Here is a 16974-nt window from a genome sequence, read left to right as displayed (position 1 = left end):
ATTGATTTTTTATGTTTATGGCTCCCTTATATCACTTGAGAAAAAATATGCCATTGGTTTCTATTTAAATGGTTACTTACTGCAATGTTAAGTACAAAAAAAGCCGCTCTTTTGAGCGGCTTGTTTAAAAAGCGTTCAGGCTTATGCTTCTTGCTTTTGAAGCTCAACTTGTGCCGCTTCTTCTTCAACTAAAGCATCTACGATAACTGCACATGCAGCGTCACCGGTGATGTTTAGTGCGGTACGAATCATATCGAAGATACGGTCTAGAGCGAACAATAGTGGCAGACCTTCGATTGGAATACCTGCAGCAAGCAGTACTGCAACGACTAGGAATGACGGGCCTGGAACACCAGCTTGACCTACTGCACCTAACGTTGAAGTCACGATGATAGCGATGTACGCGCCCATGCCTAAGTCGATGTTGAACAGTTGCGCGAAGAAAATTGCAACCAGACCATAGTAAATTGCGTTACCGGACATGTTGATGGTTGCGCCAAGAGGAAGAACAAAGGATGCTGTTGAGTTTTTAACGCCCAGCTCTTTCTCACACGTATCCATTGTAACTGGTAGTGTCGCCATCGATGAAGCTGTAGACAGGGCAACCGCTTGTGGCTTCTTCATTGCAGATACGAACTTTTTCGCCGATGTCTTAGTGAAGATGTGCACCATTGCTGGGTACACAACGAAACCGAAGACAAGGATTGCTGCAACGTAAACAACGAAAAGCTTGAACACTACCATTAGAGCGCCAAACCCGAACGTACCCACAGCTTCAGCCATAAGACCGAATACACCAATAGGGGCAATAATCATGACCTTGTTGATCATCCAAACCATTGCGTCAACGATGCAGTTTACGCCATTGATGATTGGTTCACGGCGTGCTTTTTCTTGTTTTGAAATCGCAATACCGAAGAACATACAGAACACAAGGATCTGAAGGATGTTCGCTTCGTTTAGTGATTGGAAAACGTTCGTTGGAATCATACCAGTGATGGTAGCCCAGAAAGTAGGTAGTTCACCTTTTGAAGCGTACTCAGCAGAAAACATGCCTTCAACGCCAGAAACGTCGATACCCATGCCCGGTTGGAATACTTCACCCATAAACAGCGCTAGTGCAACAGCGAGCGCTGACGTTAGACCGAAGTAACCTAGGGTTACTAACCCCACTTTACCTGCAGATTGGCTGTTACCTAGACCAGCCGCACCTGAGATCAGCGCCACTGCAACCAAAGGGATCACAAGCATTTTGATCAGGTTGATAAAGATAGAACCAAGCGGCGCGAATACAGTCGCACTTTGACCCATGAAGGCACCAACGGCAGTACCCACGATCATTGCAATGACGACTTGCACGCCAATGTTGTTTAGCAAACTCTTTTGTTTTAACACTTCCATAACCTCTGTGCTAATAATATGTAAAATCCTAAAATTACCCACCAATCTAAAGTTGTTATTTGGATAATTATATCGCCTTGCTTTTTACACTTATCATTCACAATTAGCAATACAATTTCCGTACAAACTGACCAACTAACTGGGAATTTATTGATGAATGATAGTTTTTTAATCAGAAGCAAACGATTGCTATCGATCGTAGTGATATTTTTACTGGGTGATGTTTATAAAATAGATGGTAAGGAAGAGGAGAATTTAGAGAATGGATGTTAAAAAAAAGATCGATTCCGAATGGTTAATAAGGAATCGATCTCATATTCCACAAATCAGTAATACGTTATTTTTGTGTTGCAGCTTTCATTGCTGATACAAACTCGCCAAGCTTGTTGAGCATGGTTTGCGGTTGCTCTACGTTTGCTTCAATGATCTTCACAACAGCCGAACCAGAGATAGCACCTGCAGCACCTGATTCTAGTGCTTCTTTTACTTGAGCTGGCTCTGAGATACCAAAACCGAGTAACGCTGGTGGCGCATTGAATTGGTTCAGCTTATCTAGCATATGACCAACTGGCATGTTTGCTTTGGTTTCTGCACCAGTAACGCCGGCACGAGAGAGTAGATAAGTATACCCACCGCCAAGCTCTGATACTTGCTTAAGCGTTTCGTCGCTGGCTGTAGGTGGCGCGATAAAGATTGGGTGAATACCAAACTTCTCAGCGGCTGCGACAAACTCTGCACTTTCGTTGGTTGGTACGTCTGCAATCAGAACAGAATCGATGCCCGCTTTTGCACAACGCTCATAGAAGTTCTCGATACCACGTGAGTAAACAAGGTTTGCGTACATCAGAAGACCAATTGGTAGCTCGGGGTATTTCGCTCGGATCTTACCAATTTGCTCGAAGCAGATATCAGGCGTAGCACCAGATTCTAGAGCACGAATGTTCGCCCCTTGAATTGTCGGACCATCTGCCAGTGGATCAGAGAATGGGATACCCAGCTCTAAAGCATCTGCACCGGACTCCACGAGCGTTTCCATGATTTGGTAGGACTGTTCAGCGTTTGGATCGCAAACCGTTACGAACGGTACAAACGCGCCTTGGTTTTTCTCGTTTAGGCGCTCAAACATCTTTGCATAACGGCTCATTAGATCGCTCCTTTTTCTTCTAGGATGGCGTGCACAGTGAAGATATCTTTATCACCACGACCTGATAGGTTTACAACTAACAATTGCTCTTTTTCTGGGTTCTCTCGAGCCATACGCAGGGCGTGTGCCAGTGCATGAGAAGATTCGAGAGCAGGAATAATACCTTCATGACGCGCAATTTCTTGAAATGCTTCTAGTGCTTCATCATCGGTGACGTTGTCATATTCGGCACGACCAATAGCGTTAAGATGCGCATGCTGTGGACCTACAGATGGGAAGTCTAGACCCGCAGAAACAGAGTAAGACTCTTCTACCTGACCGTTTGGATCTTGCATCAAAGGTGCTTTCATACCAAAGAAGATACCCGTTTTACCGTGCTTAAGTGGTGCACCATGTTGGTCTGTATCGATGCCTTTACCCGCAGGTTCTACACCAATTAGGCGAACGCTTTCTTCTTCGATAAAGTCAGCAAACATACCAATCGCGTTTGAGCCGCCACCGACACACGCGATAACGGCGTCAGGAAGACGACCTTCACGTGCCAAAATCTGATTCTTCGTTTCTTCACCAATCATTCTCTGGAAATCACGAACGATCGTTGGGAATGGGTGAGGACCTGCAGCTGTACCTAGTAGGTAGTGCGCGTCTTCATAAGTTGCAGACCAGTCGCGTAGCGCTTCGTTACATGCGTCTTTAAGTGTTGCTGAACCTGAGTGAACCGGAATTACTTCAGCACCCATGAGTTTCATACGGAATACGTTCGGGCTTTGACGTTCAACGTCTTTTGCACCCATATAAACACGACATTTCAGACCAAGTAGCGCACACGCTAGTGCAGTTGCTACGCCGTGTTGACCTGCGCCGGTTTCTGCGATGATTTCGTTTTTACCCATGCGTTTCGCAAGCAGCGCTTGACCTAACACTTGGTTAGTTTTGTGTGCGCCACCATGAAGTAGATCTTCACGCTTGAGGTACAGTTTGGTTTTCGTACCTTTAGTTAGGTTACGAGTTAGAGTCAGAGCTGTTGGACGCCCCGCATACTCTTGAAGAAGCGTCATGAATTCACTGCGGAATTCTGGATCTTCTTGTGCGTCGATAAACGCTTGCTCTAGTTGCTCTAAGGCTGGAACTAGAATTTGCGGAACGTACTGACCGCCGTATTCGCCAAAGTAGGCATTCAGTTTTGCCATCGTGATATTCCTTCTCGTATTTTTTTCGCTACGAATAGCTTTAAATTTTTAGCTACAAACAGCTTTAGTAGTTGCGAATTGCATTGAATGCCGCGAGCAACTTCTGTGAATCTTTCTTACCTGGTGCGCTTTCTACACCAGAATTTAAATCTAGTCCCAAGCAGCCCAAATTTGCTGCTTGTCTTGCATTCTCTGGCGACAACCCGCCAGCCAGCATAATTTGACTTGGGTCGCCGATCAGTGACCAATCAAACACGTGACCTGTTCCGCCTGTTTGAGTGCCAACTTGAGCATCCAAAAGGTGGCGGTCTATGTTATCTACAAGCAGTTCTGGCTTGGCATCAGTAACGCCGTAAGCTTTCCAGATTTCAACACCTGATGGCAGCTCTGCTTTGAGTTGGTTGACGTAAGCTTGATCTTCTTGACCGTGCAGTTGGACTGCTTTTAACCCCAGAGAGGTCACCATTGAAGCTACAAAGTCGATGTCGTGGTTTTGGAATACACCTACATAATGAAGAGGTGCGCCACTCATCGTTAGACGAGCACTTTCCAGATCCACAGCACGCTCTGACTTTTCAACAAAAATTAGACCGCCAAACACTGAGCCAGCTTGGTATGCCATTGCTGCATCATCAGGATGAGTTAAGCCACACACCTTGTTTTCACCCAACGTCACTTTACGAACCGCAAGCTCTAGGTTGTCTTCTGCCATCAGCGAGCTACCAATCAAAAACCCGTCTGCGTATTCCACTAAATCACGAACTTGTTGATGCGTATAAATGCCAGACTCTGAAATCACGGTTGCGTTTGGTGCCAATTCGCGAATTGTTGGTGCCAGTTCTTTAGTACGATTCAAATCAGTACTTAGGTCGCGCAAGTTACGATTATTGATTCCGATAACACGCGCTCCTAACTTAACCGCGCGATGAAGCTCTTCTTCGTTGCTAACTTCAGTCAGAATACCCATGTTTAAACTGTGTGCCGCTTCTTCTAGCGCTTTGTACTCTTCGTCATTCAGGACTGAAAGCATCAGCAATACGGCATCGGCGCTGTAATGACGTGCTAGGTAAACTTGGTAGGCATCTACCATAAAGTCTTTGCACAGAACGGGTTGTTTGACTTGACCACGCACTTGAGGAAGAAAGTCAAAGTTACCTTGGAAGTACTTTTCGTCTGTTAATACTGAAATGGCATCAGCATGGTTGTTATAAACCGATGCAATGTAATCCAAGTCGAAGTGATCACGAATCAAACCTTTAGAAGGAGATGCCTTCTTACATTCGGTGATGAATGCCGTCTTTTCGCCACTCAGAGCATCGTAGAAGCAGCGGTCCGATGGCAGCAAATCAGACTGAAATGTGCTTAGCGGTTGAGACACCTTACGGTCTGCTACCCATTGATATTTGTCGCGGACAATTTTCGCCAGTACTTCTGCCATTTCTGCTTCTTTCTTAGAAACGTGTTCAGACAGGTTGTCAGCTTGCTGAGTGTTGAAGTCAGTCATCTTCTTCAATTCCTTAAGCGTGTGTGGCAAGTTGTTGTACCAATTGGTACGCCTTGCCTGAATTCATTGCCTCAATCGCTTGTTGCGTGTTGGCTTTTAAATCTTCGTAACCGAATAGACGCATTAGCAGAGCAACGTTCACTGCCACTGCACCCAATTGTGCGTCTGTACCTTTACCCGTCAGGATATTGGTAATGATCGCCTTGTTTTCTTCAGGATCGCCACCTTTGATTGCTTCTAACGGGTGCGCTTCTAGACCGAAGTCTGCTGGTGTTAGCGTGTACTCAGTGATCTTGCCGTCTTTGATTTCTGCAACCGTTGTTTCGCCATGAATCGCGACTTCGTCCAAACCACTTCCGTGTACCACTGCGGCGCGCTTCATACCCATTTGTAGCATGGTTTCCGCGATAGGACGAACCAGTTCTTCACTGTAAACACCCATCAATTCGATGTTTGGACGAGCTGGGTTAATCAGCGGACCAAGAATGTTAAAGATGGTGCGTGTTTTCATAGTTTGACGCACAGGCATCGCATGGCGCACACCACCGTGGTATTGAGGTGCAAATAGGAAAGCAACACCGATATCGTCGACCGCTTTGCGCGTATCTTCTGCGCTCATGGCTAGGTTGATACCAAATGAATCAAGAAGATCAGAAGAACCCGATTTGCTTGAAACGCTGCGGTTGCCGTGTTTTGCCACTTTTAGACCACATGCTGCAGCAACAAATGCCGCGGTGGTTGAAATATTGATGGTGTTGTGACCGTCTCCACCAGTACCTACGATATCTGCGAAATCGTAATCTGGGCGAGGAAATGGGTTTGCGTTTGCCAGCAGTGCTTTTGCCGCACCCGCAATTTCATCCGGTGTTTCGCCTTTGATTTTTAGTGCAGTCAGTGCTGATGCCATCAAAATCGGATCGAGTTCACCACGGATGATGATGTCGAACAGTTGTTGGCTCTCTTCCTGAGTCAGTGACTCTTGCTCGTACAACTTGGTAATAATAGGGTTGATGATTGCTTCCATATTTCCTCTCCTAAATTTCTTATGTGCCAAGCGCTTTTTTAAGCAGTGAGGGAATTCACTGAAGTTTGTACTTCGAGTGCCCATTCAATGGCATTGGCCAACAGTGTCGCTCCGTAGGTCGTCATAATAGATTCCGGGTGGAACTGGAACCCGCAAACTTTATCTTCTTCATGTACAACAGACATGACCAAATCATCCACTTCTGCTGTGATGGTTAGGCTCTCAGGAACCTTGGTTGCAACTAACGAGTGGTAACGTGCAATTGCAAGTGGTGATGGTAGGTTTTGGTAAATCGCATGGTTTTGGTGCTCCATCATAGAGACCTTCCCGTGAATGATTTCGCCTGCACCAGCAACGGTACCGCCGTAAGCTTCAACAATTGCTTGGTGACCAAGACAAATACCAATCATAGGAACTTTGCCTTTCAGCAATTGAATTAGCTCTGGCATTGAGCCTGCTTCAGACGGCGCACCAGGACCTGGCGATAGCAGTACTACAGGGTTCTCAAGCTCATTCACTGCTTGTTCAATGGTTTTTGCTGGAATGTTGTTTCGGTAAATCTTGACTGAGTGACCTAGCGAGCGGAACTGATCCACAAGGTTGTAGGTGAACGAGTCAAAGTTATCGATAAAAATGATATTAGCCATCTCTGAACCCTATTCCTTATTGTGACTTATGTGCTGCTTGAATAGCAGAAATTACCGCTTGGGCTTTCCCGCGTGTTTCGTCTGCTTCTGCTTGTGGATCAGAATCAAACACCACACCTGCGCCTGCTTGAACTTGAGCAATGCCGTTCTCAACATAAGCTGAGCGGATAACGATACAAGTATCTAATGTACCTTCGCCGGTAAGGTAACCTACTGCGCCTCCGTAGCTACCGCGGCGTGCGCCCTCTACATCACGAATCAACTGCATTGCACGAATCTTTGGTGCGCCAGTTAGTGTGCCCATGTTCATACAAGCTTGGTAAGCGTGCAGGGCGTCTAGATCGTTACGTAGTTGCCCAACGACACGAGATACCAAGTGCATTACGTGGCTGTAGCGGTCGACTTTGAGTAAGTCTGCGACGTGGCGAGTTCCAGCTTGAGCAATACGTGCGACGTCATTTCGTGCTAAGTCGACTAGCATCATGTGCTCAGCGTTTTCTTTCATGTCAGTGCGCAATTCGAGTTCGATACGGCTATCCAAGTCAAAATCGATATCACCGTTTGGACGTTTGCCACGGCGGCGAGTCCCTGCGATTGGGTAGATTTCAATTTGGTTAGTGTCTGTTTCGTACTTGAGCGCACTCTCTGGTGATGCTCCGAATAGAGTGAACAGCTCGTCTTGCATGTAGAACATGTAAGGGCTTGGGTTGCTCTGTTTTAGCTCTTTATAAGCTGTCAATGGAGAAGGGCAAGGTAGCGTAAATCGGCGAGACGGTACGACTTGGAATACATCCCCTTTTACGACGAACTCTTTTAGGTCACGAACGATTTGGCAGAAGTCATCGTCAGACACGCTTGGTCTAACTGTCACATCCGCGATTTGCTCTGCACTTGGCAGTAGTTTTGGTGCTGCGCATTGTGCACTGATTTCTGAGATGCGAGTTTCTAGCGCTGTTTTTTCTGAATCATCAACAAATAAAGTTGCTTGCAGCTGACAAGATTCTGTTTGGTGGTCCACAACCAGCAGTGTTTCGGCGACGTAGAAAACGTAATCTGGGCATTGGTTCGTGGCTTCTGCATGGCCCAGTGGTTCGAAGTTAGCGACCAAATCGTAGGCAAACAAACCACCAAGGAAAATCGCGTGTTTGTCTTGGTCCGAGATATCGAAGCTGTGCTGAACCAAACGCAGCGCATCAAATGAAGAGGCTTCACGCAGTCGAGAGTCTTCATCTAGCGTGTCGCACGGGTGGGTGAAATCTAAAGTCAGTGTTTCGCCATCGAGCTCACTCTCGACATCACCACGGATGTTTTGGTTTAAGTGAGTTAGTAGGTTCTTACCGTTATTGGTCAACGCTTGCATCTTGACAGTGTGACCGTAACAAACGATGCGTACGGCTGAATCAACAATCAACAGCGACTTCAAATCTTGCTTTGAATCGATCTCAGCAGATTCCAGCAACAGACTGTCAGTTTTGTTCTCACATAATGTGTGGAACAAGCGAGTCGGGTCTTGAGTATAAGGGACGGAAGCCGTCAGTACTTCAAGCTGTCCAAGTTTCTTAATTTCAATGGCCTTGTTCACAAGACCTCCTTATAGCTGTTTTATATCTTCCTGCCGTACATAGTCGCATAAAGCAAACGTTCACCCAATCTAGTTTTGGTCATATCCGATGAATGTTTGAGCAGTTAACTGTGAGGTAGACGGCAAAACAAAAAGCCCGCTGAAGTAGCGGGCTTTGTGACATTTCATTCGTTAAACTAGAAGTACACGTTCGCCCACCAAGAACTTGTCCAAGTGCGCCACCAAGCTAGATCAACAGAATTCATCTTATTAAGACGATCTGCAACTTTCGCTTCCTGGTTTTGGTTAAATTCTTGTAACATGGTGAGCCTTAAATTAGGTACTTCGTATTTGTGTACTAGTTAACTAGTGCAGAGATAAAAAGTCAACCCCAAAACAGCATTAAAACGACAAAAAAATGAGAATTGATTTACACAGCCACACCACTGCATCAGATGGTCGCTTTGCACCACATGATCTAGTAGACAGGGCATTGAGTTTTGATATCGAGGTTTTGGCGATCACGGATCATGATACGGTTGACGGCTTAGCTCCGGCCAAGCAATACGTTGAAGAAAATAATCTTCCGATAAAAATCATCAACGGTATCGAGATTTCCACGGTTTGGCAGAATAAAGATATTCATATTGTTGGGTTAAACATTGACCCGGACAGCCCAGCGTTGGTTGAGTTAATCGAGCAACAAAAAAAGCACCGCGTTACACGTGCAGAGCTTATCGCGGAACGTTTACAGAAGGCGACCCGTGAAGGTGTGCTGGAAGAGGTGCAGCAAATCGCTGGTGATGCGCCTATTACCCGTGCGCACTTTGCGAAGTGGTTGGTCGACAACGGTTATGCTAAGACCATGCAGATGGTGTTTAAGAAGTTTCTGACGCGCACCAATCCGGGTTATGTCCCACCAAACTGGTGCTCAATGAAAGATGCGGTAGATGCTATTCATGCCGCGGGTGGCCAAGCGGTACTCGCGCATCCGGGGCGTTACCAACTGACGGCAAAGTGGGTAAAACGCTTATTAGCCGCGTTTGTTGATGCTGGTGGAGACGCTATGGAAGTGGCGCAACCCCAACAAGCGCAACAAGAAAGACGCAACTTGGCGGATTATGCTATACAATACAAACTATTAGCGTCTCAAGGCAGTGATTTTCACTATCCATCACCGTGGATGGAGTTGGGAAGAAACCTTTGGTTACCTTCGGGCGTAGAGCCAGTTTGGAAAGATTGGGGAATTGACCCTTCACTAGAAAGCGCTGAATAAGACGGAGTCTAGACTCCATAAAAAAATATAGAGCCGAGAGGTTCGATAATGAGGAATTACAATGAGCCAGTTTTTTTACGTTCATCCAGAAAACCCACAGGCTCGCTTGATCAATCAAGCAGTAGCAATCATTCGTAACGGCGGTGTTGTGGTGTATCCGACCGATTCCGGTTATGCACTAGGCTGTCAATTGGAGAACAAGCAGGCGTTAGAACGCATCTGTCAGATTCGTCGTCTGGATGACAAGCATAACTTTACTTTGTTATGTCGTGATTTGTCGGAGTTATCTCTGTATGCGCGTGTTGATAACGCCGCATTCCGACTTCTGAAAAATAACACTCCTGGTCCTTACACTTTTATCTTCAAAGGTACAAAAGAAGTGCCGCGTCGTTTGATGAACGCGAAACGTAAGACCATTGGTATCCGTGTTCCAGATAACCGTATCGCACTTGATCTGCTTGAAGCGTTAGGCGAGCCAATGATGTCGACGTCGCTGATCTTACCGGGTAGTGATGTTACTGAGTCAGATCCTGAAGACATCCGCGATAAGCTTGAGCATGCGGTAGATGTGATCCTTAATGGCGGTTATCTTGGTGAGCAACCAACGACAGTGATTGATTTCAGTGAAGGCGATGCTGTTGTAGCACGTGTTGGTTCGGGCGATCCTGCACCATTTGAATAGTTCGCTCTATTGGTAATGAAATAAGAAAGGGAGGCACAGAAGCCTCCCTTTTTATTTTTAATAAAGCCTATCGCTGAGCATTTAGCTTATGCGAAATCGAAGATATCAATGCCGTGGTGTTCGACGTAGTTCATGTATCCCGCATCAATGCCTTTTAGTGTGACTTCAACATTGAACTGATCGCTTGAGAATACAGCCCAACCGAAATCATTGTAAGACAGAGTCAGATCGTCGGCGGAATCCAAGAATGTATCGCGAATGCCGTCGTCATTGGTGTCTAGACCCATATCAAAGACCAACTTGTCGTGGCAAATATTAAAGTCGAGAATTTCTGCTTTTACTTCAATGTCGTTTGATGAGACGGGTTGGTCTGGCACACCGATGGCAAGGCGATTGGTCATTACGAAAGTGTCATCACCGCAACCTCCAGCGATCACCGAATGACCGTCACCGACCACGACGGTATCATCGCCCCAACCAGCGTTGATGAAGTTGTTACCTGAGTAGTCAAAAATCGTATCGTCGCCACAACCACCAAACAACAGGTCGTTGCCTAGACCGCCAGACAGAAAATCATCACCAGAGCCACCTGAGATGAGATCATTACCTCGGCCACCTAACAGGTGATCGTCACCACGACCCCCATAGACATAGTCATTACCGCCGTAACCAACAAACTTATCATCGCCGCCGAAGCCAACAAAAATATCGGTCGTGTTCGAACCTAATGTGCCCGTTAGATCATCATCTGCTGCCGTACCAAATATCCAATTCAGGTCAAGATTTGTATGAGACATTTATTATTCCTTTGTTTTGTTTGAGGGAGCTAGCAAGCTATTGGGTTTTCTTTGTTACCACTCTGATAATTTTATCAGGTAGGTCAGGTTTTTAGAGGTGAATGGCGACCTATAATAGTGCGGTTCTCGATGGTCTTTGTCTGGTACTAAGTTGGACAAATTGATGAGGGAAGTGTGAGTTTATGACCGATATTTTGCTACGCCAATGTCGACGATTTCGCTTACATTAAGTCGTAGAATCTCGTATAATGTCCGACCGAAAAAATCCCAATAGGTTGGGTAACTTGCACAATGAAGACCAATTCTGGTCTCGACGTCTGTGAAGACGACACATAGGTAGATAAATGAGCGAAAAGTTACAAAAAGTATTAGCACGTGCTGGACACGGTTCTCGTCGTGAGATCGAATCGTTAATTAAATCTGGTCGCGTTAGCGTGAACGGAATCGTAGCTAAACTTGGTGAAAGACTAGAAGATGAGAACAGCGTAGTTCGTATCGATGGTCACATTGTGTCTGCAAAGGCACAAGAAGAAGTGATCTGTCGTGTATTGGCTTACTACAAGCCAGAAGGTGAACTATGTACTCGTCACGACCCTGAAGGTCGTCGCACTGTTTTCGATCGTCTGCCAAAAATTCGTGGCTCTCGTTGGATTTCAGTTGGTCGTCTTGATGCGAACACATCTGGCCTACTGCTTTTCACAACTGATGGTGAATTGGCAAACCGCCTAATGCACCCAAGCCGTCAGGTTGAGCGTGAATACCTAGTGCGTGTGTTTGGTGAAGTGAACGAGAAAAAAGTTCGTAACCTAGTAAGTGGTGTAGAACTTGAAGATGGTATGGCTCGTTTTGAAGACGTAGTACACGCGGGTGGTGAAGGTATGAACCACACGTTCTACGTAGTAATTAACGAAGGTCGTAACCGTGAGGTTCGTCGTTTGTGGGAATCTCAAGAATGTACGGTTAGCCGTCTAAAACGTGTTCGTTACGGTGATATCTTCCTAGACAAGAAACTACCTCGTGGTGGTTGGATGGAACTTGACCTGAAAGAAGTGAACTACCTGCGTGAGCTTGTAGAACTTCGTCCAGAAAAAGAAACCATGCTTGATCTGAACAAAGACAACACATCACGTAAGCGTGAACGTGCTCGTAGCCAAAAAATCCGTCGCGCAGTTAAGCGTCACGAAGAGCGTGTTAACACACCAAAAGGTCGCAGCAACAATCCTTCTCGTCGTAAGCCGAAGAAGACTGCAGGTGACCAAGGTGCACGTAACAAGCATCGTTAATCGATAGCAGAAAATCAGAAAGGCTTGCCAAATCGGCAAGCCTTTTTCTTATCGAGCCTTTCGAGTTTGTGAGCTTTCATGTCTTTCAATCATGCTTGTGCAATTAATAAACATAAAAAAACACCAGCATGAGGCTGGTGTTTTTGATCATGATAGGGAAAGCGTTAGTCACGTTTCCAAAGCATATGACAGAACTTATGTTCTGGGTCTCGACTGATTAGCATACGAGCAAAAACGTCATCAAGCACGTCATTTTCCTCGTTTACTAAGCCGATTCGAACTTCTGCATACACTTCTTTGTCGATATCGAAGCCAACGTGTTCAACCCAGTCATCACCAGTTTCAACAAGTTCTGCGGCACCACGATCTTCAAATTGCGCAGTAAACAGAATGACATCAGCGGGCTCTAGGTTATCTGGAGCCATCTCAAGGAAGATGTCGTACGCAGCGTCGATAACGTCGTCGTAAGAAATCAAATCAGACATGCTTATGCTCGGCTCATGTATTTACGTTCAGTCGTGTTAATGATAACACGGTCACCAGTTGCGATGTATTCAGGAACTTGGATTACAAGACCTGAAGCAAAGCGTGCTGGTTTAGTACGTGCAGATGCAGAAGCACCTTTGATTGAAGGGTCAGTTTCTTCAATCACTAGCTCAACAGAAGATGGTAGTTCGATACCCACAGCAGCACCGTTCACAAGGATAATGTGGATACCTTGTGTGTCTTCGTTGATGAACAGCATGTCGTCTTCAACTTCATTGTGCTTGAATGTGTATTGTGAGTAGTCTTCGTTGTCCATGAAGATGTGCTCATCGCCGTCAGCGTATGAGTACACAACTGCACGTTTGTTCATTTCTACTGTTTCAACAACATCATCAGACTTGTAACGCTCGTCTACACGAGCACCAGTGTTCAGATCTGTACAACGCATTTTGTAGATTTTAGCGCCGCCACGACCGCCAGGAGTCGTTACTTCGATGTCTTTAACTAGAAGAGTTTTACCATTAGACTCGATTGCGAAGCCTTTTTTGATTTCACTTGCCTTTGGCATTGTATTTTCCTATTACACTTATTAAGCAAAACTTGGTGATTATAGCGCTAAGTTCTTTGTCTGGCATTAAAATTCCACTCAGTAATTTGAACATTAATAAGGAGATGAATAGGCTTGATCCAAACGTAATGCTGGTGGATCATATAGCCCTTCGTCCGTTAAAAGCTTGAGATCGCGTTTTCTTCAATGTCTCTCCCTATTATCGATCCAAAACATCCTTTCCAACGTGAATTCGAACCTCTGCTCAGAGAAGTTCTCGCATGCCTAAAAGGTGGGCTTGGCGCAAACTTGCACAGTGTTTACGTCTACGGTAGCGTGGCCCGTAAGTCTGCGGTCGCAGGTAGATCGAATCTTGATATGGTGGTTGTGACAAAGGCGGACTTTGAAAACAACCGCGCCACGTTACTAAACACCATCAAATGGCGAGCACAGCAAGGGTATCCTCACGTGAAAGGGGTGTCGATTCGCACGGCGTTGGTCAATGAAGTAGCCAATCTCGATAGCATTTTTACTTGGGGTTTTATGCTCAAGCATTGCTGTGTGTGTGTTTATGGTGATGATCTGGCAGATTGCTTTGGTGATTATGTACCAAGTTGGGAGATTGCCAAGCACTGGAACATGGATGTGGAAGATTGGCTGTCGGTGTATCGTACCAAGATTGTACAAGCACAAAGTGTTGAAGAGCTGGTCAGTGCTCAAGTTATTATCGCCAAGAAACTGCTTCGCGCTTCGTATTCTTTAATCATGTATCGTGATAAACGTTGGTTTGACGACCCGCTTAAATGTGGCGAAGTGTTTTTGCAGTATCACCCAGAAAAGCAACTTGAGATAGAACGCCTTGGTATTCTGCTCTCTGGACGTCCTATCCCTAAACGCTCTGTGGTTGGGTTATTGGACGGTTTTGGCGATTGGTTAGTAAAGCAATATCAGAAAACCGAATTCCGCATTGGTTAACGCCAACAGCGTTAGCGCCTTTCCAATTTCGAATCTGATTTAGAACAGCCCCATCTGTGGTGCAGATAACTGCTCGAAGTCTGTGCCAATGAACGGCAAAATAGCGTCCGCGATCGGTTTTAGCTGTTTATCAATATAATGCTGATAGTCGATAGGGCTATTACGGTACTCATGTGGTTCTGGTCCGTTAACAGTGATCAAATATTCAATTCGACCACGGTTTTGATACTGCAATGGTCTGCCTAATTTAGCATTGATGTCATCGGCTAAGCGCGCAGCGCGTACTTGTGGCGGAATGTTCTTTTGGTATTCGTGCAGCTTGCGACGTAAGCGCTTTTGATAAACCAATTGATCATCAAACTCGCCACTATTGGTTTTTTCAACCATCTCTCGTACGTAATCACTCGGATCTTCACCATGGAAAATCATTTGGTACAAGGTGTTTTGGAAACGCTGCGCCAGCGGTGTCCAGTCGGTGCGTGCGCTCTCTAACCCTTTAAAGATGATACGTTCTTTTTCACCTTCACCAATCAGACCAGCGTAGCGTTTCTTTGAGCCAGTTTCTGCGCCTCGAATAGTCGGCATCAAGAACTTGCGATAATGGGTTTCGTATTCTAGCTCAAGAATCGAATTGAGATTGTATTCATCACGAAGGTGATCACCCCACCATTGATTAATGTATTCGACCAGTTCAATACCAATCTTATCGGCATCTGCTTGGCTATACGGACCATTTAACGACACAAAAGTTGAATCGGTATCGCCATAAATCACTTGATAGCCTTTGGCTTCGATCAGCACCTTGGTTTGCTTCATAATTTCGTGCCCACGCATGGTGATGCTTGAAGCAAGGCGGGTATCAAAGAAACGACAACCGGAAGAACCAAGCACGCCATAGAAAGAGTTCATGATGATTTTGATAGCTTGCGAGAAGGCTTTCTCATTGTTCTTCTTTGCGACGTCGCGGGCTGCCCAGAGCTTTTCGATCATCTCGGGTAGAAAGTGTTTCGAGCGATGGAACTGACCACCACGAAATCCCGGTACCGCTTCATCTTCTGCTTTGCCGATTTCAAGCTGTAAGCCCTCGACCAAACCCATAGGGTCAATCAAGAATGAGCGAATAATAGAGGGGTAAAGACTCTTAAAATCGAGCACCAATACGGAATCGTAAAGGTTCGGGATAGAGTCCATCACATAGCCCCCTGGGCTGGCGATCCAGTTTTCTGGATGCAGGTTTGGGGCAACATAGCCTGCTCGGTGGATTTGAGGCAGATACAAATTGGTAAATGCGGCCACTGACCCCCCAACGCGGTCTAATTCCACACCTGTTAGACGGGAGCGTTCTATCGCGAAGTCGAGTAGATGAGTGTGGTCAAAAATCTTGTTAACCAACACACAATCTTGCAAGTTGTATTTAGCGAGAGACGGCTTGTCTGAACGGTACATGCGATTGATTTCATCCATTCTGTCATGCACGTTATGAATTTCTTTACCTTCGCCAAGGAGTTCTTGTGAAACAGACTCAAGTGACCAAGAACGGAAATGGTAGGTCGCGGTTTTGAGCGTATCGATACCATCCAGCACAACACGACCAGGAATAGAGATAAAGCCCTGTTGGCTTTGTGCTGAGCTGCGGAAGAAACTTGGCTGGTCTGCACGACCTAATATCAGCTTCATGTTATGCCACTCTGCGCGCTTATGCAGCAGACGGAAATCGAAGTCGATAACGTTCCAACCAACAATCACATCTGGGTCAAATTGCTTAAACCACGCAATTAAAGCATCGAGCAAAGCCTTCTCATCTTTTACCCATTGAATTGGCGTCTCTGCTTGTTCCGGTTCGCCAATCATAATCACGCGTGAATCAACAGGGCTATCTAAACCAATCGAGTAGAGAATGCCTTTCTCTGAGCATTCCAAATCTAGAGAGACCACATGCAGCTTAGGTTGGTATTCACCTGTGCGACACTTTGCATTTTGAATGCGTTGGAAGCCGTTTAGTGATTGTTGGTTACCGGTAAACTCCATACTGCCTTTGATAAAGCGTTCCATCAGATAACGATCGGCAAGTCGTACATCGCCCTCGAAATGGACGATGTCGTTTTGCTTCAGTTCATCTTGTAGAGCGAATGCGTCTTTCGTGGTCTGGGTATAACACGCGGCTAAAGGAGTTAGTTGGAAGTTCTTTAACTCAAGCGAGCGTATGTCGACAGCAATTTGCTTAGAAGTGGCAAATCGCTTGGTTTGCTCGATTTGTGCTTGCTCGATAAAGAAGACCGGTCTTTCTCCTTGAATCAACAATTGGGTCGGACCATTCTCGGTCGAAAGCCAAAGCTCAATTTGAGTTTGACCTTTGATGTCTCGGGCTTGTCGAGTGAGAAGGAAGCCTTGTTGGATATTCAATAGAGAAACCTTGTAAATCAATGAAGCACGTATTCTATCATTAAGAACTGTAAA

Annotated in this window: 16 protein-coding genes and 1 other annotated feature; of the genes, 4 read left to right on the top strand and 12 right to left on the bottom strand. The window is 45.8% G+C overall.

From position 1 onward, the window contains the following. Positions 1-141: 141 nt before the first annotated feature. From J4N44_RS11085 to trpL2, 8 genes are all read right to left on the bottom strand, one after another. Positions 142-1401 carry a dicarboxylate/amino acid:cation symporter gene (locus J4N44_RS11085; protein ID WP_252044455.1) on the bottom strand — a complete coding sequence of 420 codons (1260 nt, stop codon included), beginning with the start codon at positions 1399-1401 and terminating at the stop codon, positions 142-144. Between the two features lie 337 nt (positions 1402-1738). Beyond that, the gene (trpA, locus tag J4N44_RS11080) at positions 1739-2545 is read right to left on the bottom strand and encodes a tryptophan synthase subunit alpha (protein ID WP_009698413.1); all 807 of its coding nucleotides are present in this window, start codon (positions 2543-2545) and stop codon (positions 1739-1741) included. Then, a complete protein-coding gene (gene trpB, locus J4N44_RS11075) occupies positions 2545-3735 on the bottom strand; it encodes a tryptophan synthase subunit beta (protein ID WP_005445041.1) in 1191 nt (396 codons plus the stop codon). The genes trpA and trpB overlap by 1 nt, the downstream gene beginning before the upstream one ends. A gap of 64 nt (positions 3736-3799) precedes the next feature. Then, the gene (gene trpCF, locus J4N44_RS11070) at positions 3800-5239 is read right to left on the bottom strand and encodes a bifunctional indole-3-glycerol-phosphate synthase TrpC/phosphoribosylanthranilate isomerase TrpF (protein ID WP_252044454.1); all 1440 of its coding nucleotides are present in this window, start codon (positions 5237-5239) and stop codon (positions 3800-3802) included. Between the two features lie 13 nt (positions 5240-5252). Beyond that, positions 5253-6263 carry an anthranilate phosphoribosyltransferase gene (gene trpD, locus J4N44_RS11065; protein ID WP_050906934.1) on the bottom strand — a complete coding sequence of 337 codons (1011 nt, stop codon included), beginning with the start codon at positions 6261-6263 and terminating at the stop codon, positions 5253-5255. A 38-nt stretch (positions 6264-6301) separates the two neighbouring features. Further along, the gene (locus J4N44_RS11060) at positions 6302-6910 is read right to left on the bottom strand and encodes an aminodeoxychorismate/anthranilate synthase component II (protein ID WP_038898629.1); all 609 of its coding nucleotides are present in this window, start codon (positions 6908-6910) and stop codon (positions 6302-6304) included. 16 nt (positions 6911-6926) lie between these two features. Then, positions 6927-8492 carry an anthranilate synthase component 1 gene (locus J4N44_RS11055; protein ID WP_252044453.1) on the bottom strand — a complete coding sequence of 522 codons (1566 nt, stop codon included), beginning with the start codon at positions 8490-8492 and terminating at the stop codon, positions 6927-6929. A 126-nt stretch (positions 8493-8618) separates the two neighbouring features. Further along, positions 8619-8722: a sequence feature (Trp leader region), on the bottom strand. Next, positions 8669-8794, bottom strand: a complete 126-nt coding sequence (gene trpL2, locus J4N44_RS11050; protein ID WP_005445052.1) for a tryptophan operon leader peptide — start codon at positions 8792-8794, stop codon at positions 8669-8671. It overlaps the preceding feature by 54 nt. Before the next feature lie 95 nt (positions 8795-8889). Here trpL2 and rnm point away from each other — a divergent pair, with 95 nt between their 5' ends. Together rnm and J4N44_RS11040 are read left to right on the top strand one after the other, a co-directional pair. Then, positions 8890-9747 (top strand): RNase RNM, encoded by an 858-nt coding sequence (rnm, locus tag J4N44_RS11045; protein ID WP_005445055.1) that lies wholly within the window; start codon positions 8890-8892, stop codon positions 9745-9747. Between the two features lie 61 nt (positions 9748-9808). Beyond that, the gene (locus J4N44_RS11040; RefSeq protein ID WP_005445057.1) at positions 9809-10429 is read left to right on the top strand and encodes an L-threonylcarbamoyladenylate synthase; all 621 of its coding nucleotides are present in this window, start codon (positions 9809-9811) and stop codon (positions 10427-10429) included. A gap of 86 nt (positions 10430-10515) precedes the next feature. Here J4N44_RS11040 and J4N44_RS11035 read toward each other — a convergent pair whose 3' ends face one another. Further along, positions 10516-11226 (bottom strand): calcium-binding protein, encoded by a 711-nt coding sequence (locus tag J4N44_RS11035; protein WP_009698409.1) that lies wholly within the window; start codon positions 11224-11226, stop codon positions 10516-10518. A 344-nt stretch (positions 11227-11570) separates the two neighbouring features. Here J4N44_RS11035 and rluB point away from each other — a divergent pair, with 344 nt between their 5' ends. Then, positions 11571-12509 (top strand): 23S rRNA pseudouridine(2605) synthase RluB, encoded by a 939-nt coding sequence (rluB, locus tag J4N44_RS11030; protein ID WP_005445061.1) that lies wholly within the window; start codon positions 11571-11573, stop codon positions 12507-12509. A 164-nt stretch (positions 12510-12673) separates the two neighbouring features. Here the strand turns inward: rluB and J4N44_RS11025 are convergent, their stop codons facing one another. Together J4N44_RS11025 and efpL are read right to left on the bottom strand one after the other, a co-directional pair. Continuing rightward, positions 12674-12994: an HI1450 family dsDNA-mimic protein gene (locus J4N44_RS11025; protein WP_005431208.1), complete on the bottom strand. Its 321-nt coding sequence runs from the start codon at positions 12992-12994 to the stop codon at positions 12674-12676. Between the two features lie 2 nt (positions 12995-12996). Further along, entirely contained in the window at positions 12997-13563 is a 567-nt protein-coding gene (gene efpL / locus J4N44_RS11020; protein ID WP_005445063.1) for an elongation factor P-like protein EfpL, read from the bottom strand. A 186-nt stretch (positions 13564-13749) separates the two neighbouring features. Between efpL and J4N44_RS11015 the strand changes: the two genes are divergently transcribed. Then, a complete protein-coding gene (locus J4N44_RS11015) occupies positions 13750-14517 on the top strand; it encodes a nucleotidyltransferase family protein (RefSeq protein ID WP_020197108.1) in 768 nt (255 codons plus the stop codon). 39 nt (positions 14518-14556) lie between these two features. Here the strand turns inward: J4N44_RS11015 and J4N44_RS11010 are convergent, their stop codons facing one another. Beyond that, positions 14557-16920 carry a DNA polymerase II gene (locus tag J4N44_RS11010; protein ID WP_038898625.1) on the bottom strand — a complete coding sequence of 788 codons (2364 nt, stop codon included), beginning with the start codon at positions 16918-16920 and terminating at the stop codon, positions 14557-14559. Positions 16921-16974 lie beyond the last annotated feature (54 nt).

It is taken from the genome of Vibrio sp. SCSIO 43155 (genome assembly GCF_023716605.1).
Taxonomy (GTDB): domain Bacteria; phylum Pseudomonadota; class Gammaproteobacteria; order Enterobacterales; family Vibrionaceae; genus Vibrio; species Vibrio harveyi.
The sequence above is the reverse complement of the archived record's forward strand: the minus strand, read 5'-3'. Positions and strand labels throughout refer to the sequence as shown.

Bases quoted from the DNA above. Each gene is read 5' to 3' on its own strand.
- J4N44_RS11085 (WP_252044455.1), bottom strand. From the start codon at position 1,401: ATGGAAGTGTTAAAACAAAAGAGTTTGCTAAACAACATTGGCGTGCAA.
- trpA (WP_009698413.1), bottom strand. From the start codon at position 2,545: ATGAGCCGTTATGCAAAGATGTTTGAGCGCCTAAACGAGAAAAACCAA.
- trpB (WP_005445041.1), bottom strand. From the start codon at position 3,735: ATGGCAAAACTGAATGCCTACTTTGGCGAATACGGCGGTCAGTACGTT.
- trpCF (WP_252044454.1), bottom strand. From the start codon at position 5,239: ATGACTGACTTCAACACTCAGCAAGCTGACAACCTGTCTGAACACGTT.
- trpD (WP_050906934.1), bottom strand. From the start codon at position 6,263: ATGGAAGCAATCATCAACCCTATTATTACCAAGTTGTACGAGCAAGAG.
- J4N44_RS11060 (WP_038898629.1), bottom strand. From the start codon at position 6,910: ATGGCTAATATCATTTTTATCGATAACTTTGACTCGTTCACCTACAAC.
- trpL2 (WP_005445052.1), bottom strand. From the start codon at position 8,794: ATGTTACAAGAATTTAACCAAAACCAGGAAGCGAAAGTTGCAGATCGT.
- rnm (WP_005445055.1), top strand. From the start codon at position 8,890: ATGAGAATTGATTTACACAGCCACACCACTGCATCAGATGGTCGCTTT.
- J4N44_RS11040 (WP_005445057.1), top strand. From the start codon at position 9,809: ATGAGCCAGTTTTTTTACGTTCATCCAGAAAACCCACAGGCTCGCTTG.
- J4N44_RS11035 (WP_009698409.1), bottom strand. From the start codon at position 11,226: ATGTCTCATACAAATCTTGACCTGAATTGGATATTTGGTACGGCAGCA.
- rluB (WP_005445061.1), top strand. From the start codon at position 11,571: ATGAGCGAAAAGTTACAAAAAGTATTAGCACGTGCTGGACACGGTTCT.
- J4N44_RS11025 (WP_005431208.1), bottom strand. From the start codon at position 12,994: ATGTCTGATTTGATTTCTTACGACGACGTTATCGACGCTGCGTACGAC.
- efpL (WP_005445063.1), bottom strand. From the start codon at position 13,563: ATGCCAAAGGCAAGTGAAATCAAAAAAGGCTTCGCAATCGAGTCTAAT.
- J4N44_RS11015 (WP_020197108.1), top strand. From the start codon at position 13,750: ATGTCTCTCCCTATTATCGATCCAAAACATCCTTTCCAACGTGAATTC.